Genomic DNA, 23,384 nt, shown 5'->3' with positions numbered 1-23,384 from the left:
GGCCGCTCAGTCTTCCCGCAACGACGCCAACAGGTACATCCGCGCCTTCTGCCAGTCGCGACGGATGCTGCGTTCGGAACGCTCCAGCAACGCGGCGATCTCCAGCTCCGACAGTCCGGCGAAATAGCGCAGCTCCACCACCTGGGCGAGCCGTTTGTCGACTGCGGCCAACCGGGTCAGCGCGATATCCAGCGCCAGCGTGTCCTCGTCCAGTCGCAGGCCGCTTTCGATGTTCTCCGGCAGCTCGGTGACGCGATGCAGATCGCCGCCGCGCTTCTGCGCCAGCCGCTGCCGGGCGTAGTCGACGACGACACTGCGCATCGCCGACGCGGCATACGCGAAGAAATGGGCGCGATCGTCGAAGTGCGCTTCGTGGCGGCCGATCAGCTTGAGATAGGCCTCGTGCACCAGCGCGGTCGCGTCGAGCGTGTGCCCGTGCTGGCCGGCGAGCTGGCGCCGGGCCATCTGGTGCAGTTCCTGGTAGAGCGTGGCGAGCACGCGATCGAGCGCGTCGCGATCTCCGCCGCGCGCGGCATCCAGCCACTGGGTGATCTCGGCAACCTGACCTTCGCGCATGCCCAGCCCTCGTCCCGCGCCGCGACTATAGCGCTTATCCAGCGCGGTCGCGGCAGGTCCTCAGCGCTGGCAGCGGGCGCACCAGACGGTCGCGCGCTGTCCCACCAGCGCCTGCCGGAGCGGCGTGCCGCAGGCCGGGCAGGGCAGGCCGCCGCGCCCATAGGCGGAGAGTTCCTGCTCGAAGTAGCCGGGTGCGCCGTCGGGGCTGATGAAGTCGCGCAGCGTGGTGCCGCCGCGGTGGATCGCGTACGCCAGGATCCGCTTCACTTCGGCGGCCAGCCGCGCATAGCGCTCGCGGGAGATGCGCCCAGCGTCGCGCAGCGGCGAAATGCCGGCGGCGAACAGCGCCTCGGCCGCGTAGATGTTGCCGACGCCGACGACGATGCGCTGGTCCATCAGGAAGGTCTTCACCGGCGCGCGGCGGCCGCGGCTGGCGAAGAACAGATGGTCGCCATCGAACACGTCGTCGAGCGGTTCCGGTCCGAGGTCGCGCAGAAGATCATGCGTTTCGCCGGGCGGCTGCCACAGCAGGCAGCCGAACCGGCGCGGATCGTTGAAGCGCAGCACCTGTCCGGAATCGAGCGTCATGTCGACGTGGTCGTGCGTGCGTACCGGCACGTCGGGATCGAGCACGCGCAGACTGCCGGACATGCCCAGATGCAGCAGCGCGCTGCCCGCGTCGGTGTCGAGCAGCAGATACTTCGCGCGCCGGCGGATCGCCTCGACACGCTGCCCGGGCAGCACGCTCGACACTTCGCCGGCGATCGGCCAGCGCAGGTCCGGCCGCCGCAGCACGACGCTGCGGATGGTGCGGCCGAGCACGTGCGGCGCCAGGCCGGCGCGGGTGGTTTCGACTTCGGGCAGTTCGGGCATGCGTTCTAGATCGGGCGTTGCCGCGCGGATTCAATCCACGCGGCTGAACGCGAGACGGACCGATCAGCCCGTCCAGCCGGGCAGGCGCTTCGCAACTGCAGGCGCATCGACCGTCACGTACTTCGGCAGCCCGTCGCGGCCATACGGCGGCGGCGCTTCGCCGCGGATCAGCGGCTCGAGATAGCGCCGCGCGGCCGCGGTGATGCCGAAGCCGTCACGGCGGATGAAGCCGGCCGGCATGATCTTCTCGTGGTTGGCCACCTTCTCGAGCGGCGCCGCCTCGATGGTCCAACGGTACGGCGATTCCGACGTGCGCTTGATCGACGGCATCGTCGCGTTGCGGCCGGCGAGCGCGAACTGCACCGCGGCGCGACCGACCGCCATCGCCTGGTCGACATCGGTTTTCGAGGCCACGTGTCGTGCCGAGCGCTGCAGGTAATCGGGCAGCGTCCAGTGCACCTTGTAGCCCAGCGTGTCCTTGACCCGGCCGGCCAGATGCGAGGCCACGCCGCCGAGCTGGGTGTGGCCGAACGCGTCCTGGCCGCCGCCGGCATCGGCGACGAAGCGGCCGTCCTTGTCGCGGATGCCTTCGCTGGCGACAACGACGCACCAGCCCACGCGCTCGACGACGCGCTGCACCTGGGCGAGAAATGCGGCCTCGTCGTAGTCGCGTTCCGGGAACAGGATGATCTGCGGCGCGTCGTCGGGACTCTGCCCGGCCAGGCCCGCAGCCGCGGCCAGCCAGCCGGCATGGCGGCCCATGGCCTCGTAGACGAACACCTTGGTCGAGGTGTCGGCCATCGCGGCGACGTCGAGCGCGGCTTCGCGCACCGACACCGCGGTGTATTTCGCCGCCGAGCCGAAGCCCGGGCAGCAGTCGGTGACGGCGAGATCGTTGTCGATCGTCTTCGGCACACCGATGCAGGTCAGCGGATAGTCGAACTGCGCGGCGAGCTGCGAGACCTTGAGCGCGGTGTCGGCCGAATCGTTGCCGCCGTTGTAGAGGAACCAGCGCACGTCATGCGCGCGCAGCACCTCGATCAGGCGTTCGTACTTGGCGCGGTCGGCCTCGATCGACTTGAGCTTGTAGCGGCATGAGCCGAATGCGCCGCCCGGCGTGTGCGCGAGCGCGCGCACCGTGGCCAGCGGAATCTTCGAGGCATCGACCAGATCCTCGCGCAGCGCGCCGAGGATGCCGTTGCGCGCCGCGAGCACCTTGACCCGCCGGCTGCGCGCTTCCTGCAGCACCGCCGATGCGGTGGCGTTGATGACGGCGGTGACACCGCCGGACTGGGCGTAGAGCAGGGTTCCGGACGTCATTGCACGTGTCCTTTCGATGGGCCGTGGCGGGATACGGTAAGCTGGCGCGGCCGTCCGCCGCCGTGTCGTTCGAGTGTACGTCGGAGCGGTGGCGCGGTCCCCCACAGTTGCAGGAGCGTTCGATGCGTTTGGTTCTTCTCGGTGCGCCCGGTTCGGGCAAGGGCACGCAGGCGGCGCGGTTGAAGGACCATCTGCAGGTGCCGCACATCTCCACCGGCGATCTGCTACGCGCTGAAGTGGCGGCTGGCACGCCGCTCGGCCTCGAGGCCAAGGCGATCATGGCGCGCGGCGATCTGGTGTCCGACGAGATCCTGCTCGGCATGCTGGAAGACCGGTTTTCCCGCGAAGACACGCAAGCCGGTTTCATCCTCGACGGCTATCCGCGCAACCTCGCCCAGGCGGCCGCGCTCGACGCGCTGCTGGTGAAGCTCGGCACGCCGTTCGATGCCGCCGTGCAGCTGGAAGTGGACAACGAGCAGATCATCGCGCGCCTCGCCGGCCGCGCGCAGGCCGAAGGCCGCGCCGACGACAGCCCTGAATCCGTGCGCCATCGCCTCAACGTCTACGACCAGCAGACCGCGCCGGTGATCGCGTTCTATCGCGAGCACGACCAGTTGACCGTTGTCGACGGCGTGGGCTCGCTCGACGAGGTGTTCGACCGCATCGTCAAGGCGATCGGTCGGGAGCAGGCGGCGGCCTGATCGTCGCTGTTTCAGCGGCATGATTCCGGAACCGACCGCCAAACGTGTCGACCGCGTCCCTCACCCCATCCCCTCTCCCGGAGGGAGAGGGGCGCAGGCGTCATGCATGCACGGCGTCTCCGAACGTTTTTTGATCGTCCAGGAATCGGCTTCGTGAAACTTCATATCTTGGGCATCGCCGGCACCTTCATGGGCGGCGTCGCCGCGCTTGCGCGCGAACTCGGCCATGCGGTCGAAGGCAGCGACCAGGCGGTGTATCCGCCGATGTCGACCCAGCTCGAAACGCTGGGCATCACGCTGCACCAAGGCTACGACCCCGCGCACATCGGCGGCGACGTCGACCAGGTCGTGGTCGGCAACGCGCTTTCGCGCGGCAATCCCGCGGTGGAAGCGGTGCTCGATGCCGGCCGCGCCTATACCTCGGGCGCCGAGTGGCTGCGCGACAACGTGCTGCCCGGTCGCGAAGTGCTCGCGGTCGCCGGCACCCACGGCAAGACCACGACGACGACGATCCTGTCGTATCTGCTCGAATCCGCCGGCCGCGCGCCGGGTTTTCTGATCGGTGGCGTCGCCGAAGACTTCGGCGTGTCGGCGCGTATCGGCAGCGGACGCGAGTTCGTCGTCGAGGCGGACGAGTACGACACCGCCTTCTTCGACAAGCGCAGCAAGTTCGTCCACTACCGCCCGACGGTCGCGATCCTCAACAACCTCGAGTTCGACCACGCCGACATCTTTCCCGATGTCGCCGCGATCCAGCGCCAGTTCCACCATCTGGTGCGCACGGTGCCGGCGCGCGGGCGGCTCATCGTCAACGGCCACGACGCGCGTTTGGCCGAAGTACTGGCGATGGGCTGCTGGACGCCGGTCGAGCGCTTCGGTTTCGATGCCACGTTCGAGTGGTGCGCGGTGAAGCGCAGCGACGACGGCAGCGTGTTCGAAGTCCTGCGTAATGGCGTGTCGATCGGCACCGTCGAGTGGCCGCTGCTCGGTGACCACAACGTGCTCAATGCCCTCGCCGCGCTCGCGGCCTGCGCGGCGGTTGGTGTCGACAGCGCCACGTTGCTGCCCGCGCTCGCGGCGTTCCGCAGCGTGAAGCGGCGCATGGAAGTGCTCGGCACCGCGCGCGACATCACCGTCTACGACGACTTCGCCCATCACCCGACCGCCATCGCGACGACGCTCGCCGGTCTGCGGGCGAAGGTCGGCGGTGCGCGCATCGTCGTGGCGATGGAGCCGCGCAGCAATTCGATGCGTCTGGGCGCGCACGCCGATGCACTGGCGCCGTCGCTGGATCTCGCGGACGCGGTGGTGTTCCTGCACCGCCCGGAACTGGCGTGGGACGCCGGCGCGGTGGTGAGCGCCGTGCGCGGCGAGGCGCGCGCGGTGGCCGATGTCGACGCGCTGCTGGCCGAACTCGCCGCGCGCGTGCAGCCCGGCGACCATGTGGTCTTCATGTCCAACGGTGGCTTCGACGGCGCCCCACGGCGCTTCGCAGACAGCCTTCGCGACTGAGGTTTCGCACTGGCCTGCGTACACTGGGCGCATGCCAGACGACACCTCATTGCCGCTGTTCCCGCTACGCACCGTGCTGGTGCCCGGCGCCGCGCTGGGCCTGCGGGTCTTCGAACCGCGTTATCTCGATCTTGTCCGCGAATGCGGTCGACGTGGCAGTGGATTCGGCATCTGCCTGATCCTGGATGGCGACGAGTCCGGTGCCCCGGCGACGCCGGCCGGGGTCGGCACCGAGGCGCGCATCGAGGATTTCGATACCGGCCCCGATGGTCTGCTGACGCTGCGCGTGCGCGGCGCGCGCCGCTTCCACGTGCGCCATACGCGGGTGCGCGACAGCGGGCTGATCATCGCCGACGTCGACTGGTGCGCCGCCGATCCCGTGATCGAACTGCAACCCGAACACGCGCTGCTGGGCGTGGTGCTGCGCAAGATCCTCGAACACATCGACGGCGCGGACCAGGCATTCCCGGAGCCGCAGTTCGACGATGCGGCCTGGGTGGGCTGGCGACTCGCCGAACTGCTGCCGCTCGAGCAGCCGCATCGCCAGCACCTGTTGCAGTTGGACGATCCGGACGAGCGGCTGGACACCCTGTTACGGCTGGTCGACGTCGTCGACGACGACTGAGTCGTCCGCGGTGCGGACCCGCAGCGTCGGCACGCCGGACTGCGGATGCACGTCCTCGCGCGACGGGAATGCGTCGAGTACCTCGCGCAGGCCGCGGTGTACGCCATGCGCGTCGGGTTGCGGCTGCCACAGCCCGAACGCACTGAACGGCCGGGTATAGAGCATCGACTGGCTGGTGCCGATCCACAGCGGCGTGCCGTCTTCGAGCACCGCCGGCGCGCGCCACAGGCGCAACACTTCGACCCGGTCCGCGTCGCTGTCGCGGCGCATCAACAGCGTTTCCGCCAACGTGTCCAGCGTCGCCGGCAGCACCGGTTGCTCGGCCTGCGGCACGCTGTCGTCGAGCAGGTTGATCACGCGCATCCAGTCGGCCTGCGGCTGCACCCGCCAGCCCTTCGCTTCGAGCTGTGACTGCAGCGGCGCCAGAGGACCCGCGATCTGCAGGTCCAGCGGCCACCGGTGGGCCGGATCACGCTCGCGCAACTGGCCGGGCAACTGCACCCAGTCCGACGCCCACCAGGCCTGCGCCGACAGCGTGATCGTGGACGTCTTCGGTGCGAACTTCGCGAGCAGCGGATCCACCGCGCGCGGCGCGTGCCACAGCGCGGCGACGGCGAAGGTGATGTAGAAGATCGCCGCGACCGGACGCATCCAGAACGAGCGCTCCACGTGGCGCCGGTAGGCGATGCCCAGCACCAGCAGCCAGACGACGCCGAGCAGCATCCCGCCGACGATGTCGCTGAGCCAATGCGCGCCCAGATACAACCGCGCGAAGCCGAGCACTGCGACGACGACGCCCGACACCAGATACGGCCACACGCGCGTGCGCCCGGGCAGTTCGCGTGCGATCAGCACGGCGAAAAAGCCGAACACGATCGTGCACATCGTGATCTCGACCGCGGGAAAGCCGAAACCGCCATGCACGGTGGGCGGCTTGGGCATGTCGATCACCGCGCCCAGCAGCGCGGTCAGCGCCATGCCGAACGCGAGCGCGGCCAACCAGTGGGCGGCGCCCAGCCAGCGCCGACGCCAGATCAGCCACGCCAGCGTCAGCGCGACTGCCGGACCGAGCACGTGCACATCGCCGATCGAGGCCAGCGCGGCCATGAACCGGTCGGCCAGCGGATTGCGCAGTTCGTACATGAACTGGAACACGGTCTGGTCGATCAGCAGCGGCTCGCCGCGCATGATCACCGTCGCCAGCAGGGCGAAACAGGCCCAGCCGATCGTCAGCAGGCAGACCGCGAGAATCGCCAGCGATGCAGACTCGGGACGCTTCGGATCGACCAGCGCGATGGCGTAGCGACCGAGCCAGGGATGCGCGCGCGACCACGCGAGCAGGCGCGCCAGCAGCGAATTGGCGTGCGCGTCGAACCAGCGATAGCTGTAGATGACGATTGCCCAGGCCAGCGCCAGCACCGCCAGCAACGCACCGATCACCAACGCCAGGCGATCCGCGACCGCGGCCACCGCGTCGTAGGACGCGCCGAACAGCCAGCCCGGTGCGAGGAACAACGCGCCCCACGACAGACAGGCGGCGAAACTGATCGGCAGATACTGGCGCAGCGGCATGTGCGCGATACCGGCGATGGCCGGCACGAACGGGCGGATCGGCCCGACGTAGCGCGCGACCAGGATGCTCTTGATCGCGTTGCGCCGGAACACGAGTTCGCTGCGGTCGAGCAGCTGCGGATACTTGCTGAAGGGCCACACGGTGCGCAGGCCGTGGCCCCAGCGGCGGCCGATCCAGTAACTCACGCCGTCGCCGGCCATCGCACCGAGCGCGGCGCAGGCCACCGCGTACGGGCCGGAGATCTCGCCCAGACCGATCAGCACGCCGATCGCGAACAGGATCGGCAGGGCCGGGACGATCGCGCCGAGGATGATCACCGAATCACAGAACGCGATGAGGAAGATCACGAAGCCGGCCGCGACCGGGTGGTTGCCCACCCACGTCACCAGGCTGTTGAAGAAGTCAGTGAGCATCGGGCCATTATGACAGCGGTCGATGACCGTCCCCGGACCACGCGGGCGTGTGTGGCTCGAGGTGACGCGCGTCCGGCCCGATGCGGATGGACGCAGGCTGCCGACGGTCTGCAAGCGGATCGCTCCGTACAATGACGCGATGTCCGCACACGATGCCAAGGCCTCCGGGGCCACCGAAACGAACGCGCTGAAGTCCGACAGCTTCGGTCGCATCTCGTTGATGCGCGGCACCGACGGTGGTCTGTTCGTACGCCGCGATCTGCGCCACGTGCCGCTGTGGCTGCGGCTGCCGGCGTGGTGGCTGGCCCGACGCGAGGCGCGCGGGCTCGCCGCGGTGGCCGGCATGCAGGACGTGCCGCAGTTGCTGGCCTGGACCGGACGTCAGCTCGATCGCAGTTACATGCCCGGCGATGCGATGTACCAGCGGCCGCCGCATGGCGATCTCATCTATTTCCGCCGCGCGCGCCGCTTGCTGCAGGGCCTGCATCGTCGCGGCCTCGCCCACAACGATCTCGCCAAGGAAGCCAACTGGCTGGTGCTCGACGACGGGCGTCCGGCGATCATCGATTTCCAGCTGGCGGTGCGCGGCGATCCGCGTTCGCGCTGGATGCGCCTGCTGGCGCGTGAGGATCTGCGCCATCTGCTCAAGCACAAGCGCATGTATTGCCGCGCATCGCTGACGCCGGTCGAGAAGCGCGTGCTCAAGCGCACGTCATGGCTGCGCGATGTCTGGTTCCGCACCGGCAAGCCGGTCTACCGCGTGGTGACGCGGAAGATACTCAAGTGGGAAGACAATGAAGGGCAGGGGCCGAAGCCCTGAGAACCTGTTCAATGTCCTGCTGCGCTTGTCAGCTGGCGCGCGTGCGGTGCTCGGAATGCTCACGTACCACACGTACGCTGCGCTTCCTGCGCTCCACCACGCGCCATCTGGCGGCGCTCGCGACGGACCTTGAACAGGTTCTACGCCTCAGTCGGCCTCGCGCAAGGCGATGACGCTGCGGCCCTCGAAGCGGCGGTCGGCGTCGAAGTCGTAGCCCAGTTCCAGCGTGCCGACATCCGCGCAGGCGTGGCAGGTGCGCATCGGCACATCGAAGCGCAAGCGCACGCCGCCTTCGGGCAGCGCTTCACTGCCGACCGCCCGCGCCGGTGCGAATGGCATCGCGTCGGGATGCGCGTCGAGGAAGGGCTTGAGCGCGCCGCGCAAACGCACCGCGCCCGCCGGCAGCACGTTGTCGTCGACATCCACCGCGCGACCGTCAGCATCGACCAGCCACAGGCCCTGGTTGGTGTTGGCGCGGAACGGATACGTGATCTCCGCATGACCCACGCCTTCGACCTCGCGCCAGCCGCTGACGTGGCCTGGATTGTCGAGTGCGATCAGCCTGGAGCTGGCTGCCAGCGCATCCGGCGACGCGCCCGCGGCGCGCATCGTCGAGAGCAGGCAGTCATCGACATCCGCGTTCCCGGTGCGACATGTCGCCAGATCGCCCTGCCAGACCGACTTCGCGTTGACGACGAGGTCGCCGTCGGCCGCGGCGGCGAGTTCGTCAGGCGCCGCGGTCTGCGCGAGCGTTTCGGTCGGCGCCGGCGTCTGCGTCTGCGCTGCGGGCAACAGCGCAGCGGGCGCGGTGGTCGGCGGCGCGGCATCGCAGGCGGTCAGAGTCAAAGCGAACAGGGCGAGGGCGGCAGCGTGGCGCATCGGCGGATCCTGCGGCGGGAAAGGCCCCAGTATCGCGCCGCTTGCTGAACGTGTCGGAGACCCCGCGCGCATAATGGCGACGACTCCATCGCAGGACAGGACCGCCGCATGTCGACGCTCGCCGGCAAGACCCTTTTCATCACCGGCGCCTCGCGTGGCATCGGCCTGGCGATCGCCGAACGCGCCGCCCGCGATGGCGCGAACGTCGCGATCGCGGCCAAGTCCGAAGTGGCGAATCCGAAGCTGCCCGGCACCATCCACAGCGCAGCACGTGCCGTGGAAGCCGCCGGTGGGCGCGCGCTGGCGCTCCGCTGCGACATCCGCGAGGAAGACCAGGTACGCGCGGCCGTCGCCGCCACCGTCGACGCGTTCGGCGGCATCGACATCCTGGTCAACAACGCCAGCGCGATCTGGCTGCGCGGCACCCTCGACACGCCGATGAAGCGGTTCGACCTGATGCAGGAGGTCAACGCACGCGGCAGTTTCCTGTGCGCCCAGGCCTGCCTGCCGCATCTGCTGCGCAGTGCCAATCCGCACATCCTGACGCTGTGCCCGCCGCCGTCGCTGGACCCGAAGTGGTGGGCGCCGCACACCGGCTACACGCTGGCCAAGATGGGCATGAGCTTCGTCACGCTGGGGCTGGCGGCCGAGTTCGGCCCGCAGGGCGTCGCGGTCAATGCACTTTGGCCGCGCACGCTGATCGGCACCGACGCACTGAATATGATTCCGGGCGTCGAGCGCGGCAATGGCCGCAGCCCGGCGATCATGGGCGACGCCGCGCACGCGGTCCTCGTACGTGAGGCCGCCGGCTTCCACGGGCGCTTCCTGATCGACGACGAAGTACTGGCCGAGGCCGGCATCGACGACCTGTCTGGATACGCGATTGATCCGGACCAGCCGCTGCTGCCCGACCTGTTCCTCGACTGACCGCGCGCCCGACGCCTGCCGGTCAGCGGACGCGCATGCCGCGCCGGCGCTGGCGCTGGTAGCCGGGCAGCGCCAGCGCGAAGCCGACGACCGCGCCGATCAGGTGCGCCTCATGGATCACCGGGAACATCGGGTCGCCGCCCACGGCGCCGGACTGTTCCCAGATGAGTTTGACCACCAGCACCGCGGCCCCGACCACCGCCAGCCGCCCGCCGTGGCGCATCAGCAGCCAGGCTGCCCAGCCGTGCAGCAGGCCCGACAGGCCGGCATACCACTGCAGCGTTGGGACGAAACCCAGCAGGCCGATGCCGATCAGCGGCATCATCAACAGCGATGCCCACAGCAGCGGCCGGAGCTGCCGCATGCGGGCCGCGATCACCGCCAGCAGCACCAGTGCGACGAGATTGATCGTGGCGTGGTGCGCGTCGAGGTGGACCCAGTGGCCACTCCACAAGCGCCACAGCTGGCCACCGAGCACGGCGTCGATGTCCAGCACCAGTGCGTCGAACAGGGGCGCTGCGTGCGGAGCGGGCAGCGGCATCGGGGGGCGTCCCGCGGAATCAGGTCCGGCGCCGAGCCGACAGCGCCAGCGCGAGGACACCCAGCAATGCGCCCAGCTCCCACAGGTCCAGGCTGCCGCCGCCACCGCGGCCACGCCAGCTTCCGCCCGAACGCCTGTCGACCAGCTTCACCTGGCCCTCGTCGCGGACGCGCTGGCTGAAGCCGTCGATAGCGCCGTCGAGATTGCGGCTCATGTCGTCCATCGCCGCCTGGAAGCCTTCGCGGCCCAGACGGTCCCGCGTGTCGCCGGTCCGGATCGCGGTGGAACCGGCACTGCGCTGGTCCTGTCCGGGTGCGCGCAGCAGCAGCGTGCGCGATGCGACATCGAACACCGTCGTTTCGACGAAGGTGCTGACCTGGTTGCGCGTCGCCGGCACCGTGTACGCGCCGATGATGGTCCAGTACAGGAACGAGGCCGCGGTATCGCCGGTGTCGGCGACCTGGTCGTAGGACACCAGGGCGACGATATCCAGGCCCTGCAGGCGGGCGATCTGCTCGAGGTTGTCGAAGCCGCCACGCGGGCGCAGGTAACTGTCGGGAATGACTTCGATGCGATCGATGAAGGGCTGGGCCTGGAAGGTGGCACGCACCTTCTCCAGCAGCTGCTGGCGATCCGCCGCGGTCAGGCCGGCCGGCTCACGCGACGAGGGCACGAACATCAGGCCGACGCGGGCCGGCAGCCGGACCTCGGGCACGCCTTCCTGCGCGGGTTCGAACCGGTCGCCGGGCGGATACAGATAGTCGACCACGCTGCTGGACACGCCGGCGCGATGCGACGGCCCGCCGAAGAACGAGGCACAGCCGCTCAGGGCCACCAGCGTGAGGGCGAGGGCGGCGATGCGTGCGGCCCGGCGCACTGCAGCGGAAATCGGGAGCGTGTCCATGCGGATCCTTGTGTCCGGCGTCGTCCGGTGACGACCGACGCGACTATAGCCGGGCCTGCAGACCGGTTCATCCGCGCACTGGCGAGCGGCCGGTGGCAGTGCGCCGATCCCGCACGCGCCGGCGGTCAGCGCTCGAGGGCCTGCAGCAGGTCGTCGACCAGATCCTGCACGTGCTCCAGGCCGACCGACACGCGCAGCAGGCCGCGCGGCGTGGACGAGGTCGGCCCTTCGATCGAGGCGCGGTGTTCGATCAGCGATTCGGTCGAGCCCAGTGAGGTCGCATTGGTGAAAAGGCGCAGGCGTCCGGCGACGGCCAGCGCCGCTGCCTCGCCACCCTCGACCTCGAACGACAGCATGCCGCCGAAGTCGCGCATCTGTGCGGCGGCGATGGCGTGCTGCGGGTGGCCGGGCAGGCCGGGGTAATGCACGGCCGACACCTGCGGATGCGCGTCGAGGACCGTGGCGATCTCCTTCGCACTGCGGCAATGCCAATGCATCCGCGCCGGCAGCGTCCGGACGCCGCGCAGGATCATCCAAGCGGCGAACGGCGACGCGGTGGCGCCGGCCAGCAGGCGCAGTCCGTGGCAGGCCGCGGCCTGGTCGTCGTCCTCCCGGAACGCCAGGACGCCGCCCATCACGTCACCGTGTCCGCCCAGATACTTGGTCGCCGAGTGCAGGACGATGTCGGCCCCCAGCGCCAGTGGCTGCTGCAGCACCGGCGAGGCGAACGTGCCGTCGACCAGCAGGCGGGCACCCACCTCGTGGGCGATGCCGGCCAGCGCGGCGATGTCGCACACCTTCATCAGCGGATTGGAGGGGGTCTCGGCCCATAGCAGGCGGGTCTCCGGACGCAGGGCGGCGCGCACCGCGTCCAGATCGGTGAAGTCGACCAGCGTGCAGGTCAGGCCCCAGCGCGGAAACTGCTGGGACGCCAGCGCGCGGAACGAGAAATAGCTGTCGTCGCACAGCAGCACATGGCTGCCCGCCGGCAGCGTCTGCAATGCAGTGGCGCCGGCGGCCATGCCGGTCGGAAACAGCAGCGCGCGCGCTGCACCGTCCAGCGCGGCCAGCACGCGCTCGGTCTCACCCTGCGTGGGGTTGTCGTAGCGCTGGTAGAGAAAACCCTGCGGCAGCTGTCCGTCCGGCGTGTGGGCGAACGTGGTCGCCAGCTGCAACGGGACGGCCAGTGCACCGCTGGCGGGATCGGGTTGGCTGCCTGCACGGGCGGCGAGGGTCTCGATGCGGGACATGCGGCGCTCCGGAACGGGGGAGTCCGGGATTCTAGGCTGCATGCGGCGCCGGACCGCGGCCGGTGTGCGATTCGATGGCGGTGCCGCACCGCCGGTCCGATAATGTCCGGCCGGTTGGCACCTGCCTGCACCTGTCCCGCACTGCCGCGGACGGATGCGGCGGCCGCCGATCCCCCCAGATGGAAACGCCCACGCCATGAATGCCTCCACGCCGTCGTCGGACGCCGCCGATCTCATCGCCCTCGCCCAGCGCCACGTGCTGCCCGTCTACCGGCCACGCGAGCTCGTGCTCGAGCGCGGCGATGGCGCGCGCGTCTGGGACAGCGAAGGTCGCGAATACGTCGACCTGTCGGCGGGCATCGCCGTTTGCGGCCTCGGCCACAACGATCCCGATCTCGTTGCCGGACTGGTCGAACAGGCCGGCAAGCTGTGGCACACCAGCAACGTGTTCTTCAGCGAGCCGCCGCTGCGGCTGAGCGCCGAACTGGTCGAGGCCAGCGGCTTCGCCACGCGCACCTTTCTGTGCAATTCGGGCGCCGAGGCCAACGAGGCCGCGATCAAGCTCGTGCGCAAGTGGGCCACCGCGCAGGGCCGCAGCCCCGACCGCCGCGTCATCGTCACCGCACGTGGCAGCTTCCACGGCCGCACGCTGGCCGCGGTCACCGCGACCGCGCAGCCGAAGTACCAGGCCGGCTACGAGCCGCTGCCCGGCGGCTTCCGCTACGTCGATTTCAACGACATCGCCCAGCTCGAAGCCGCGATGGCCGATGGCGACGTCGCCGCGGTGATGCTCGAACCCGTGCAGGGCGAAGGCGGCGTCATGCCCGCCGCCGATGGATATCTGGCCGCGGTGCGCGCGCTGTGCGATCGCTTTGATGCGCTTCTGGTGCTCGATGAAATCCAGTGCGGCATGGGCCGCACCGGCACGCTGTTCGCGCATCCCCAGGATGGCGCCGTGCCCGACATCGTCACGCTGGCCAAGGCGCTCGGCGGCGGATTCCCGATCGGCGCCCTGCTGGCCGGTCCGAAGGTCGCCGAGGCCATGCAGTTCGGCGATCACGGCACCACCTTCGGGGGCAATCCTCTCGCCGCCGCGGTCGCGCGCGTTGCGTTGCGCAAGCTGGCCTCGCCGGAAATCGCCGCCAACGTGGAACGCCAGTCACGCGCGCTGCGCGATGGCCTCGCCGCGCTCGATGCAGAGTTCGGCCTGTTCTCGGAAGTCCGTGGTCGCGGTCTGATGCTCGGCGCCGTGCTGCGTCCCGAGCATGCCGGCAAGGCTGCGACGATCCTCGACCACGCCGCGCGCCACGGCCTGCTGATGCTGCAGGCCGGTCCCGACGTGCTGCGGTTCGTGCCGGCGTTGAACATCACCGATGCCGACATCGCCGACGGCCTGACGCGGTTGCGTGCGGCGATCGCCGATGCCGTCGCCGTCGGCTGAGTCCACTGCGGACGGCTGCGCGTTCTGCGCGATCCTCGCAGGCAAACTGCCCGCGAGTCTCGTCCATGAAGACGATCAGGTCATCGCCTTCATGGACCTGCGCCAGGCGGTGCCCGGGCACGTGCTCGTGGTGCCGCGCCGGCACGTCGAAACGCTGTTCGACCTGGACGAAGACACCGCCGCGCAGCTGATGCGGATCGCCGTCCGCATCGCACGCGCGGCCGACGCGGTCTTCGCACCCGACGGCCTCAACCTGTGGCAATCCAATCGCCAGGCCGGTGGCCAGGAAGTACCGCACGTGCATCTGCACGTGCAGCCACGGATGGCGGGTGACGGATTGCTGCGGATCTATCCGGGGCCGCAGCCGCCTGTGCCGACCGGGCGGGAGACGCGCGATGCCTGGGCCGGACGCTTGCGCAAAGCGTTGCAGGCGTCCCGGGCCGGATGCACTTCTGGCGATTGATCGCGCGCCGTCCGGGCCGCCCTGATCCGTCTCAACTCACCGCGTCGTCGGACGGCGCGAGCGCGAGGCGGACCACCGTCGCGACGCCGTCGCTCTCGAAACGCAGCGCGACCCGGTGTCGCGCGCACAGGCGGCGGACGATGGCGAGGCCCAGTCCGACACCTGCGCTGGCGTCGCCTTTGACGAACGGCTGGAACGCCGCGTCGCCCGGCCACGCGCCCATATTGGCGATGCGCAGACAGCCCGCATCGATATCGATGACAACCTCACCGGCGCCGCCATGGACGAAGGCATTGCCGACGAGATTCGCGAGCACGATGTGCAGCACCGTCGCCGGCAACCGGGCCTGGGTCGCGTCGGGCACGTCGACACGGATCGACACATCGCGCCCGTCCAGCAACGGCGCTTGGTCGACGATCACGCGTTCCAGCACCGGCAGCAACGGGATGTCGGTCGCGGTCTCGGTGCCATCCTCGCGCGCCAGGGCCAGCAATGCCGCGACCGTGCGTTCGAGTTGCTGCGCCGACTGGCGGACGTGTTCGAGTTGCCGTTGCGCGTCGAGGCCCAGATCGGTCCGGGCGCCGAGCCGTTCGCAGGCGCTGCGGATCACCGCCAGCGGTGTGCGCAGTTCGTGGCTGGCATCGCGGGTGAACTCGCGTTCGCGCATCACGAATGCATCGACGCGTCCGATCAGGTGTTCCAGTCCGCGCGCAAGCGTGCCCACCTCGTTGTCCGGAAATCCATCCGCGAATCCGGCCGGCAGCTGCGTGGGTGTCGCATCGTCGACCAGGGCCGCGAGGCGCGACAGCGGCGCGGTCATGCGCCGCGCCAGCCATGCGCCGAGCAGCAGGGCCAGCAGCGTCACCGCCAGTCCCGACCAGCCCAGCCACTGCGCGATGCCGCCGCGCATCGGCCGCACCACGAGTTGCTGGCTGACTTCCGCCAGCAACCACGCCGGCGCTGCGGCGCCCGCCGGCTCCAGCGGTTGCAAGTGGTAGTGGCGACCGGCCTCGCCGGGGAACTCGCGACGCCACGGCGACTCGGCGAGACGCGCGCCGAGCGCGTCGGGGAATGTCGCGGGATCGACATGCAAGGTGACGAACCGCAGCGCCGGCGCTGTCCAGGCGCCAGTCTCGGCATGGTGTGCCAGCTGCGTCGCAGCCTCGTCTTCGAGCAGGCCCTGGAAGACCGCGTCCTCCACCAGATAGACGAACAGCACCACATAGAACCCGTAGAGCAGGGCGACCAGCAGGGCGAAGCCGGAGAAGGCCAGCATCAACCGGTCGCGCAGACGATGGCGCCGGGACGCCGCGCTCATGTGTCGGCCTCGAGGCGGAAGCCGACCCCGTGCACGGTCTTGAGCATCGGCGTGTCGGCCGGCCCGTCCAGCGCACGTCGCAACAGATAGAGGTGCGTGCGCAGCGGGCCGGATTCCGGCGGTGACGCGCCCCAGACGCGCTCGACCAGTTCGCTGCGGGTCAAGGTGCGCGGCCACGCCTCCGCCAGTGCCAGCAGCAGGCGCTGCGCGGTCTGCTGCAGATCCAGCGGGCGGCCCGCGCGCTGGGCCAGGCCGCTGCGGCGGTCGACGCTGAGACTGCCGATGCGCAGCACGTGCGTCGTGCCGGCCCGGTGGCGCTGCGACAGTGCCAGGCACCGCGCCAGCAGTTCGCCCGCGGCGAACGGTTTGACCAGATAGTCGTCGGCGCCGCTGCGGAAGCCGAGCAGCTTGTCGTCCAGCGCGTCGCGGGCCGTCAGCATCAATACCGGCACGTGGCGATCCGCCTGCGCGCGCAAACGTTCGCACACGCGCAGGCCGTCCAGTCCCGGCAGGCCCAGATCCAGCACCAGCACATCGGGCGGCTCCGACAGGGCGGCCTGCAGCCCGCTGAGACCGTCGGCGGCGAAGTCCGCATGGATACCGTGTTCGAGGAACATCGCGTCGAGATTGGCCCGCAGCACCGGGTTGTCCTCGATCACCAGAATGCGTGGCGCGGGCGTGTCCATCGTCAGCCGTCGATGCGTTGCAGGAGGGCCTCAGCCTGTTCCATTCCCGGAGCCGCTTCCAGTACCTGGAGTACCAGGCGCCGGGCTTCCGCGCGCTCGCCCAGACGCAGGTGCGCGTCGGCGGCGGCCAGCGTGAGCCGCGGTTCGTCCATGTGCGGCAGCGCCAACCGCATCGTCTGCAGCGCCGGGCGCAGCGCCACTGCATCGTCGCCGGCAACCTGGGCCTGGTAGTAGCCGAGGATGCCGATCAGTTCCGGGTGATAGCGCGCGGGCGATGCCGCCAGCGCCGCACGCGCGCCGGCCTCATCACCATCGCGTAGTCGCTCCACCAGTGTCATGCTCGCCTCGTCGCGCCAGGGCGTGCGGGCCACCGGTGTGCGTCCCAGACCGCGCACGATCGCCTCCGCCACGGCGGTGGTCGAGTAAGGGTTCTGGCCGGTGATCAGGCGTCCGTCGACGACGAGCTTCGGCATCATCAGCGGCGCTTCGTCCCAGAGCGCACCACGCGCCCGCGCCGCATCTTCGAGCTGCCACGGGAATTCAGCGGCCCACTTCTTGCCGAAGACGGCTTCCTCTTCGTTGCTGAAGCCGGTCATGCGACGCCCGGCGAGCAACGGCGCGCCATCGGTCAGACGCACGTCGACCAGCGCTGCCGGCCCGTGGCAGACCGCGGCGATCACCGCGCCGTTGTCCCAGGCATTGGCGATCAGCTGTTGCAGGGCGGTGTCGCGCGGCAGATCGAACATTGCGCCTTTCCCGCCGACCACATAGACCGCGGCGTAGTCGCCCGCGTCCAGCGCGTCGGTGCGGCGGGTATCGGCCAGTTGGCGCATCGCATTTGTATCTGCCAGCAGCGCTGTATTGAAGGGCTCCTCCGCGTTGTAGGCATCCGCTTCCACCGCGCCGCCCTGCGGACTGGCGACCTCGACCGCGAGGCCATTGGCCTTGAAGATCAGCCAGGCCTGGGACAGTTCGTCGAACTCGTAGCCGGGACGGGTCTTGCCGGCATCGCGGCCTTCGCCGCTGAGCACGATCAGGACGGTGTCGGCGGCCCGGGACAGCGCGGGCGTGAGGCACAGCGTGGCGACCAGTACACAGGACACGAAAGGATGTCGCATGGGAACTCCGGATTGGGATGACCGGAGACAGCATCCCGCTGCGGGATCAAGCAGATTTCAAACCGCGGCGCCGAGACCTGTGGGCAGCACGCCGTAACGCCGCAACACCGTCCGCATCGACCGCGCGTCGACCACCGTGTCGGCGTGCAGGCCCGCGGCGCGTGCGCCCTGCACGTTGACGAACAGGTCGTCGATGAACAGCGCGTCCTGGGCGCGCACGTCGAAATGCGCGAGCGCGTGGTCGAAGATCGCGCGGTCCGGTTTGCGCACGCCGAGGACGCCGCTGCACAGCACGCGGCCTTCGAGCATCGGGAACAACGGCGCGACGATGCGGGGGATCGCATCCAGCATCAACGCGCCGTTGTTGGTCAGCACGCCGACCTGCGTGCGGGAGGCGACAGACGCGACGAGTTCCAGTGCGATCAGGTCCGCCTGTGTCCCGGCGATGCGCGCACTGATCCAGATGTCCGCATCGATGGTGCAACCAAGACCTGCGCCCAGCTGCTGCAGATAGGCCGCCGTATCGAGCGCACCGCTGTCGTAGGCGCGCTCCAGTCCCGAGTCGAACACCACCTCCGACACGCGCGCCGGCGTGCAGCCGGCGACGCGTGCCAGATGCGCGAGGCGCGTGGCGTGCGAATAGCGTGCCAGCACGCCATCGAAATCGAACAGCACCAGCCGCAGCGGCGGTGGTGCTCTCACGGCGCAGGTTCTTCCGGCGGCAGACCGGTGCCGCAACGCCGGCAGTGCCAGGACTCCTGCTCGTGGTCCTGCAACCCGCATTCCGGGCAGCGCACGTTGCGTCGCTTCGGCCGCAGCGTGCTCGCGAGTTCCGCGGTGTAGATGCCGGTCGGCACCGCGATGATGCTGTAGCCGATGAGGATCAGGATCGAGGTGATGAACCGCCCGAAGGGCGTGCCTGGCGAGATATCGCCGAAGCCGACGGTGCCCATCGTCACCACGGCCCAGTACATGCCGGTCGGGATGCTGGTGAAGCCGTGCTCCGGCCCTTCGATGACGTACATCAGTGCGCCGAAGATGATGACGATCGCGACCAGCGTGCTCACGAACACGGCGATCTTGCGGCGGCTGCGCGCGAGCGCCGTGATCAGCACCCCTGCCTCGCTGGAGTACTGCACGAGCTTGAGCACGCGGAACACGCGCAGCAGGCGCAGTACGCGGATGACCAGCAGATACTGGCTGCCGACGAAGATCAGCGACAGATAGCTGGGCAGGATGGCCAGCAGGTCGATGACGCCGAAGAAGCTGGTCGCATACCGCAGCGGTCGACGAACGGCCCACAGGCGCAGGCCGTATTCGATGGTGAACAGGATGGTGAACACCCATTCGGCGATCAGCAGCCCGTGGTGCCATCGCGCCTTGATCGACGGCTCGCTGTCGAGCAGCACCACGATCACGCTGACGAGGATCGTGCCGATCAGGGCGAGATCGAAGTTTCGTTCGCTGGCAGTTTCGTGATGGAACAGCAGGCGATAGAAGCGGTTACGCAGCCCGCTCGGGCGCGCCGGCAGGAAATCGCGTTCGAACACGCTGGCCTGCGGATCGAACTCCTCCGGCTTGGCGCCCGGCTCGCTCATGCCTGGCGCACGTCCGCGAATGCCCCGCGCGCCGCCTCCAGCGTGGCCTCGATGACCGATGCATCGTGCGCCGACGACATGAAGCCTGCTTCGAACGCCGATGGCGCCAGGAACACACCGCGTTCGAGCATCGCGTGGAAGAAACAGTTGAATGCGGCGGTATCGCAGGCGACGGCCTGTGCGTAGGTGTCCACGTACGTCTCGTCGGTAAAGAACAGGCCGAACATGCCGCCGACGCGCGTGGTGGTGAACGGCACGCCGGCTTCGCGCGCTGCGGCTTCCAGGCCGTCGCACAGCAGGTTCGAGTTTGCTTCCAGCGCGTCGTGGAAACCGGGCGCGGAGACCAGATCCAGCATCGCCAGGCCCGCGGCCATCGCGACCGGATTGCCGCTCAGCGTGCCGGCCTGGTAAATCGGCCCGGCCGGCGCGATCTGCTCCATCAGGTCGCGGCGTCCGCCATACGCACCCACCGGCATGCCGCCGCCGATGATCTTGCCGAAGGTGCTGAGATCCGGCGTCACGCCGTAACGCGCCTGCGCGCCGCCGAGCGCGACGCGGAAGCCGGTCATCACCTCGTCGAAGATCAGCAGCGCGCCGTGCTGCGTGCACAACTCGCGCAGATGCTGCAGATAGCCTTCGCGCGGCGGCAGGCAGTTGGCGTTGCCGACCACCGGCTCGATGATCAGACCGGCGATGTCCGCGCCCACTTCGTCGAACAGCGCGGTGGCCGCTTCGAAATCGTTGTAGGGCAGGGTCAGCGTCAGATCGGCCAGCGCCTTCGGCACACCCGGCGAGGTCGGCACGCCAAGGGTGAGCGCACCGCTGCCGGCCTTGACCAGGAACGAATCGCCGTGGCCGTGGTAGCAGCCCTCGAACTTGACGATGCAGGTGCGGCCCGTTGCGCCACGCGCGAGGCGGATCGCCGACAGCGTGGCTTCGGTGCCCGAATTGACCATGCGCACCATCTCCATCGACGGCACCAGCGCGGTCAGGCGCTCGGCCATCGTGATCTCCGCTTCGGTCGGCGCACCGAACGACAGACCGTCACCGATCGCGCGCTTGACCGCCTGGCGCACGCTCGCGTGGTTGTGGCCGACGATCATCGGCCCCCACGAGCCCACGTAATCGATGTAGCGGTTGCCGTCGACGTCGAACAGATAGGGGCCGTCCGCGCGCTGCACGAAGAAGGGTTCGCCGCCGACCGACTTGAACGCGCGCACCGGCGAATTGACGCCACCCGGCAGCAGGGTGCGGGCGCGTTCGAACAGGGCATGCGAGCGGGACGTATCCATGGAGACTCCAATCAGAAGAGGGTTCAGAGGCCGAACGCGGCGCGATAGGCATGCGCGGCGGCGGCCGGGTGGCGTGCGGCGAAGACGCCACTGATGACGGCGACGAGATCGGCGCCGGCGGCTGCGAGTTGGCGCGCATTCTCCGGCGTGATGCCGCCGATCGCCACCCGCGGTACACCGAGCGTCTCTGCATCGCGCAGCAATGACCTGTGCGCGACACGGGCCTCCGGCTTTGTCGGAGACGGGAAGAACGCACCGAAGGCGACATAACTCGCGCCGGCGTCGACCGCGCGCTTGGCCCGGGTGATGTCGTCATAGCAGGAGGCGCCGAGGATCGCGTCTTCGCCCAGCGCCGCGCGTGCATCGACCAGCGCGCCGTCGTCCTCTCCCAGATGCGCACCGTCCGCGCCGAGATCGGCCGCCAGCTGCCAGTCGTCGTTGACGATCAGCGGCACGCCGGTCGCGCGGCACAGCGGCAGCAGCGCCTGCACCTGCGCCCGGCGCAGGGCGGCATCGGCGCGCTTGTTGCGGTACTGCAACCACGTGGCATGGGGCAGCACGGGCGTGACCTGCGCCAGCAGCTGCGCGGTCTCGCTTGCATCGGGCGTGAGCAGGTACAGACCGCGTGGCGCGGACGGGGAAGCGTTCATCGACGTGGGTTCCTGTGGGGGGAGCGCGATGGGACAATGCGGCTCCGTTCCAATGCCGCATGTGGTCATTATCCGATGAACGATCCGACGACGCAGGGCGCCTACCAGACATGGATGTGCGTGGTCTGCGGTTTCATCTACGACGAAGCCGTCGGTATTCCGGACGAGGGCATTGCCGCCGGCACGCGCTGGGACGATGTGCCCGATACCTGGACCTGTCCCGACTGCGGCGTCACCAAGGACGACTTCGAGATGATGACGCTCTGAGCTGAACCTCAGGGCGCGTCATCGGGCCAGCCGCGTGCGCGGGGCCGTTGACATCGCCTAGTGCGCGCGATCGCGCGTGCGTCCGATGTGGACCAATTGCTCGCGCACCGCATCCACATCGGCCGCGTCCGGGTACCGGACGACGTAATGGCCCAGATCCTCGCGTGCGCCGGTGACATGGCCAAGGGCCAGATAGCCCAGGCCACGATCGCGCAGGGCATCGGGTGCATCGGGCGACAGCGACAGCAGGCGATCGGCGCAACGCACCGCGCGCACCCAGTCGTCTGCTTCCGCATAGGTGCCATGCAGGTTGCGCAGCATCCGCATCAGCATCATCCGCGGCGTGGCCGGACGCAGCAGCCTGGCCAGCGTGTCATCGTCGGGCGGCCCGCCATCGACATGGGGCGCGACCCGCGACCGGAGCTCCTCGATATCGAGCGGGCGGCCGCCGTTGAACGGGTCCATCACCAGCATGCCGCCCCCGACTGGCAACCGGACCAGAAAGTGGCCGGGAAACGAGATGCCGTCCAGGGCGACGCCGAGCCGGCGCGCGACCTCCATCTGCACCACGGCCAGCATGATCGGATTGCCGAGCCGGCGTTCGATCACCGCATTGAGATAGCTGTTGCGTGGGTCGTAGTAGGTGTCGTGGTTGCCGGCATAGCCGACCTCCTCGAACAGGTGCCGGTTGATCGCCTGCATTTTCAGGGGCGTCTGCTCGATCGCGTCGACTTCGATCCGCAGATGCCGGGCATGCGATTCCAGTACCGCATCGCAATGCGCGACGTCGAGCGCGGGGTATTCGTCGCGTGCGATCAACAGTGAGCTCGCGAACAGGGGCACCGCTGCATCCGCGGTGCCCGACAACGATGCCCACTCGGGCAATTGCACTGCATCACTCATGACGTGGAGGCCTGCATAGCCGCTGGTGTGGCGGTGACGTGGCTCAGGGCGTTGGGATCGAAGGCGACAGCGTCAGCGTCTCACCGTCCTTCAGACCGATCCGCTGCGCTTCACCTGCATTGAGCTCCAGCACATAGCGCGCAGGGCCCGTGCTCGGGTAAGGCGGACAGCGATTGCCGGCGGAACACGGCGGCACGTCGCGCTGCTGAGACACCAGCCTGCGTGCATCGTCGAAGTAGAGGATGTCGAGCGCGATGCGCGTGTTCTTCATCCAGTAAGCCTGCGGCGCCTCGCTGTCATGGATGAAGAGCATGCCGTGCCCCTCTTCGAGCGTGTCGCGGAACATCAGCCCGCGTGCACGGGCTTCATCGTTCGCGGCGATTTCGACCGTATAGCGGTTGCCTGCAAGCTCCACCCAGTCACCACCGCTCGCACATGCGGGCAGCAGACAGGACGCAAGCAGGGAAAGCAGAAGCAGACGAAGAGCGCGCATGGAAGCACCGAATGGATGGACTGCATCCACCTTCGGCAAGCACTCCCCAAGCGTCAAGAAAAAAATCTTGCGCCAAGGGTTCCCAAACCGATTTCATCTATGCATAATTCGCGCCCCGCTTGGCGGGCTGCACTTCGGGGCAGCGGGCAAGGCGGGGCGAGAACGACAACAGCCTTCACGCGGTGTTGACAGCCTCGAAAGTCGCGGTAAGATGTGCGGCTCGCTTCAACGAAAGGCCTTC

General features: G+C 69.1%; 25 protein-coding genes. 8 read left to right on the top strand and 17 right to left on the bottom strand.

Features of this window, described 5'->3' with window-relative positions:
- Positions 1-6 precede the first annotated feature (6 nt).
- The 3 genes from ACZ9YD_RS12760 to ACZ9YD_RS12750 all read right to left on the bottom strand — a co-directional run bounded on the left by ACZ9YD_RS12760 (position 7) and on the right by ACZ9YD_RS12750 (position 2,769).
- Complete coding sequence (locus ACZ9YD_RS12760; protein WP_465075622.1) at positions 7-576, bottom strand: ECF-type sigma factor; 570 nt, start codon at positions 574-576, stop codon at positions 7-9.
- A gap of 60 nt (positions 577-636) precedes the next feature.
- On the bottom strand, positions 637-1,449 hold the full coding sequence (gene mutM / locus ACZ9YD_RS12755) for a bifunctional DNA-formamidopyrimidine glycosylase/DNA-(apurinic or apyrimidinic site) lyase (protein ID WP_465075621.1): 813 nt from the start codon (positions 1,447-1,449) through the stop codon (positions 637-639).
- Positions 1,450-1,512: 63 nt separating this feature from the next.
- Positions 1,513-2,769 (bottom strand): 6-phosphofructokinase, encoded by a 1,257-nt coding sequence (locus ACZ9YD_RS12750; protein ID WP_465075620.1) that lies wholly within the window; start codon positions 2,767-2,769, stop codon positions 1,513-1,515.
- 122 nt (positions 2,770-2,891) lie between these two features.
- On the opposite strand from ACZ9YD_RS12750, the gene ACZ9YD_RS12745 reads away from it, so the two are divergent.
- The 3 genes from ACZ9YD_RS12745 (at position 2,892) to ACZ9YD_RS12735 (ending at position 5,607) form a co-directional block, all read left to right on the top strand.
- Positions 2,892-3,470 carry an adenylate kinase gene (locus ACZ9YD_RS12745; RefSeq protein WP_232138340.1) on the top strand — a complete coding sequence of 193 codons (579 nt, stop codon included), beginning with the start codon at positions 2,892-2,894 and terminating at the stop codon, positions 3,468-3,470.
- Positions 3,471-3,572: 102 nt separating this feature from the next.
- Positions 3,573-4,982 carry a UDP-N-acetylmuramate:L-alanyl-gamma-D-glutamyl-meso-diaminopimelate ligase gene (mpl, locus tag ACZ9YD_RS12740; protein WP_465075618.1) on the top strand — a complete coding sequence of 470 codons (1,410 nt, stop codon included), beginning with the start codon at positions 3,573-3,575 and terminating at the stop codon, positions 4,980-4,982.
- A gap of 31 nt (positions 4,983-5,013) precedes the next feature.
- The gene (locus ACZ9YD_RS12735) at positions 5,014-5,607 is read left to right on the top strand and encodes an LON peptidase substrate-binding domain-containing protein (protein WP_465075617.1); all 594 of its coding nucleotides are present in this window, start codon (positions 5,014-5,016) and stop codon (positions 5,605-5,607) included.
- On the opposite strand, the gene ACZ9YD_RS12730 is transcribed toward ACZ9YD_RS12735, so the two are convergent.
- Positions 5,575-7,593: a bifunctional DedA family/phosphatase PAP2 family protein gene (locus ACZ9YD_RS12730; protein ID WP_465075616.1), complete on the bottom strand. Its 2,019-nt coding sequence runs from the start codon at positions 7,591-7,593 to the stop codon at positions 5,575-5,577. The two genes, ACZ9YD_RS12735 and ACZ9YD_RS12730, sit on opposite strands and share 33 nt — an antisense overlap.
- 220 nt (positions 7,594-7,813) lie before the next feature.
- Between ACZ9YD_RS12730 and ACZ9YD_RS12725 the strand changes: the two genes are divergently transcribed.
- Positions 7,814-8,413, top strand: a complete 600-nt coding sequence (locus tag ACZ9YD_RS12725; RefSeq protein ID WP_465075655.1) for a protein kinase family protein — start codon at positions 7,814-7,816, stop codon at positions 8,411-8,413.
- A gap of 147 nt (positions 8,414-8,560) precedes the next feature.
- Here the strand turns inward: ACZ9YD_RS12725 and ACZ9YD_RS12720 are convergent, their stop codons facing one another.
- Complete coding sequence (locus ACZ9YD_RS12720) at positions 8,561-9,292, bottom strand: hypothetical protein (protein WP_465075615.1); 732 nt, start codon at positions 9,290-9,292, stop codon at positions 8,561-8,563.
- Positions 9,293-9,400: 108 nt separating this feature from the next.
- Between ACZ9YD_RS12720 and ACZ9YD_RS12715 the strand changes: the two genes are divergently transcribed.
- Positions 9,401-10,219, top strand: a complete 819-nt coding sequence (locus ACZ9YD_RS12715; RefSeq protein ID WP_465075614.1) for an SDR family oxidoreductase — start codon at positions 9,401-9,403, stop codon at positions 10,217-10,219.
- 22 nt (positions 10,220-10,241) lie between these two features.
- Here the strand turns inward: ACZ9YD_RS12715 and rrtA are convergent, their stop codons facing one another.
- The 3 genes from rrtA to ACZ9YD_RS12700 form a co-directional block, all read right to left on the bottom strand.
- Positions 10,242-10,760, bottom strand: coding sequence for a rhombosortase (rrtA, locus tag ACZ9YD_RS12710; protein WP_465075613.1), 519 nt, complete (start codon positions 10,758-10,760; stop codon positions 10,242-10,244).
- A gap of 19 nt (positions 10,761-10,779) precedes the next feature.
- Positions 10,780-11,664, bottom strand: coding sequence for a rhombotarget lipoprotein (gene rhlP / locus ACZ9YD_RS12705; protein ID WP_465075612.1), 885 nt, complete (start codon positions 11,662-11,664; stop codon positions 10,780-10,782).
- A 125-nt stretch (positions 11,665-11,789) separates the two neighbouring features.
- Entirely contained in the window at positions 11,790-12,914 is a 1,125-nt protein-coding gene (locus tag ACZ9YD_RS12700) for a trans-sulfuration enzyme family protein (RefSeq protein ID WP_465075611.1), read from the bottom strand.
- A gap of 196 nt (positions 12,915-13,110) precedes the next feature.
- Between ACZ9YD_RS12700 and ACZ9YD_RS12695 the strand changes: the two genes are divergently transcribed.
- Together ACZ9YD_RS12695 and ACZ9YD_RS12690 are read left to right on the top strand one after the other, a co-directional pair.
- Complete coding sequence (locus tag ACZ9YD_RS12695; protein WP_465075610.1) at positions 13,111-14,355, top strand: acetylornithine transaminase; 1,245 nt, start codon at positions 13,111-13,113, stop codon at positions 14,353-14,355.
- Positions 14,336-14,818, top strand: coding sequence for an HIT family protein (locus ACZ9YD_RS12690; protein ID WP_465075609.1), 483 nt, complete (start codon positions 14,336-14,338; stop codon positions 14,816-14,818). Before ACZ9YD_RS12695 ends, ACZ9YD_RS12690 begins: the two co-directional genes overlap by 20 nt.
- Positions 14,819-14,849: 31 nt before the next feature.
- Here ACZ9YD_RS12690 and ACZ9YD_RS12685 read toward each other — a convergent pair whose 3' ends face one another.
- The 7 genes from ACZ9YD_RS12685 to thiE are packed head-to-tail and all read right to left on the bottom strand — an operon-like array spanning position 14,850 to position 21,480.
- Positions 14,850-16,136, bottom strand: coding sequence for a sensor histidine kinase (locus tag ACZ9YD_RS12685; RefSeq protein WP_465075608.1), 1,287 nt, complete (start codon positions 16,134-16,136; stop codon positions 14,850-14,852).
- Positions 16,133-16,822, bottom strand: coding sequence for a response regulator transcription factor (locus ACZ9YD_RS12680; RefSeq protein ID WP_465075606.1), 690 nt, complete (start codon positions 16,820-16,822; stop codon positions 16,133-16,135). The genes ACZ9YD_RS12685 and ACZ9YD_RS12680 overlap by 4 nt, the downstream gene beginning before the upstream one ends.
- 2 nt (positions 16,823-16,824) lie before the next feature.
- The gene (locus tag ACZ9YD_RS12675; protein ID WP_465075605.1) at positions 16,825-17,940 is read right to left on the bottom strand and encodes a type 1 glutamine amidotransferase domain-containing protein; all 1,116 of its coding nucleotides are present in this window, start codon (positions 17,938-17,940) and stop codon (positions 16,825-16,827) included.
- A 57-nt stretch (positions 17,941-17,997) separates the two neighbouring features.
- Complete coding sequence (locus ACZ9YD_RS12670) at positions 17,998-18,642, bottom strand: HAD-IA family hydrolase (protein WP_465075604.1); 645 nt, start codon at positions 18,640-18,642, stop codon at positions 17,998-18,000.
- On the bottom strand, positions 18,639-19,538 hold the full coding sequence (locus ACZ9YD_RS12665; RefSeq protein WP_465075603.1) for an ion transporter: 900 nt from the start codon (positions 19,536-19,538) through the stop codon (positions 18,639-18,641). Before ACZ9YD_RS12665 ends, ACZ9YD_RS12670 begins: the two co-directional genes overlap by 4 nt.
- A complete protein-coding gene (gene hemL, locus ACZ9YD_RS12660) occupies positions 19,535-20,830 on the bottom strand; it encodes a glutamate-1-semialdehyde 2,1-aminomutase (RefSeq protein WP_465075602.1) in 1,296 nt (431 codons plus the stop codon). The genes ACZ9YD_RS12665 and hemL overlap by 4 nt, the downstream gene beginning before the upstream one ends.
- A gap of 23 nt (positions 20,831-20,853) precedes the next feature.
- On the bottom strand, positions 20,854-21,480 hold the full coding sequence (gene thiE / locus ACZ9YD_RS12655; protein WP_465075601.1) for a thiamine phosphate synthase: 627 nt from the start codon (positions 21,478-21,480) through the stop codon (positions 20,854-20,856).
- A 75-nt stretch (positions 21,481-21,555) separates the two neighbouring features.
- Between thiE and ACZ9YD_RS12650 the strand changes: the two genes are divergently transcribed.
- Complete coding sequence (locus ACZ9YD_RS12650) at positions 21,556-21,747, top strand: rubredoxin (protein ID WP_465075599.1); 192 nt, start codon at positions 21,556-21,558, stop codon at positions 21,745-21,747.
- Between the two features lie 57 nt (positions 21,748-21,804).
- On the opposite strand, the gene ACZ9YD_RS12645 is transcribed toward ACZ9YD_RS12650, so the two are convergent.
- Together ACZ9YD_RS12645 and ACZ9YD_RS12640 are read right to left on the bottom strand one after the other, a co-directional pair.
- Complete coding sequence (locus tag ACZ9YD_RS12645) at positions 21,805-22,650, bottom strand: SirB1 family protein (RefSeq protein ID WP_465075598.1); 846 nt, start codon at positions 22,648-22,650, stop codon at positions 21,805-21,807.
- Between the two features lie 43 nt (positions 22,651-22,693).
- Positions 22,694-23,143: a DUF192 domain-containing protein gene (locus ACZ9YD_RS12640; RefSeq protein ID WP_465075654.1), complete on the bottom strand. Its 450-nt coding sequence runs from the start codon at positions 23,141-23,143 to the stop codon at positions 22,694-22,696.
- Positions 23,144-23,384: the final 241 nt, after the last annotated feature.

This window comes from Luteimonas sp. AC640a, assembly GCF_979256585.1.
The sequence above is the reverse complement of the archived record's forward strand: the minus strand, read 5'-3'. Positions and strand labels throughout refer to the sequence as shown.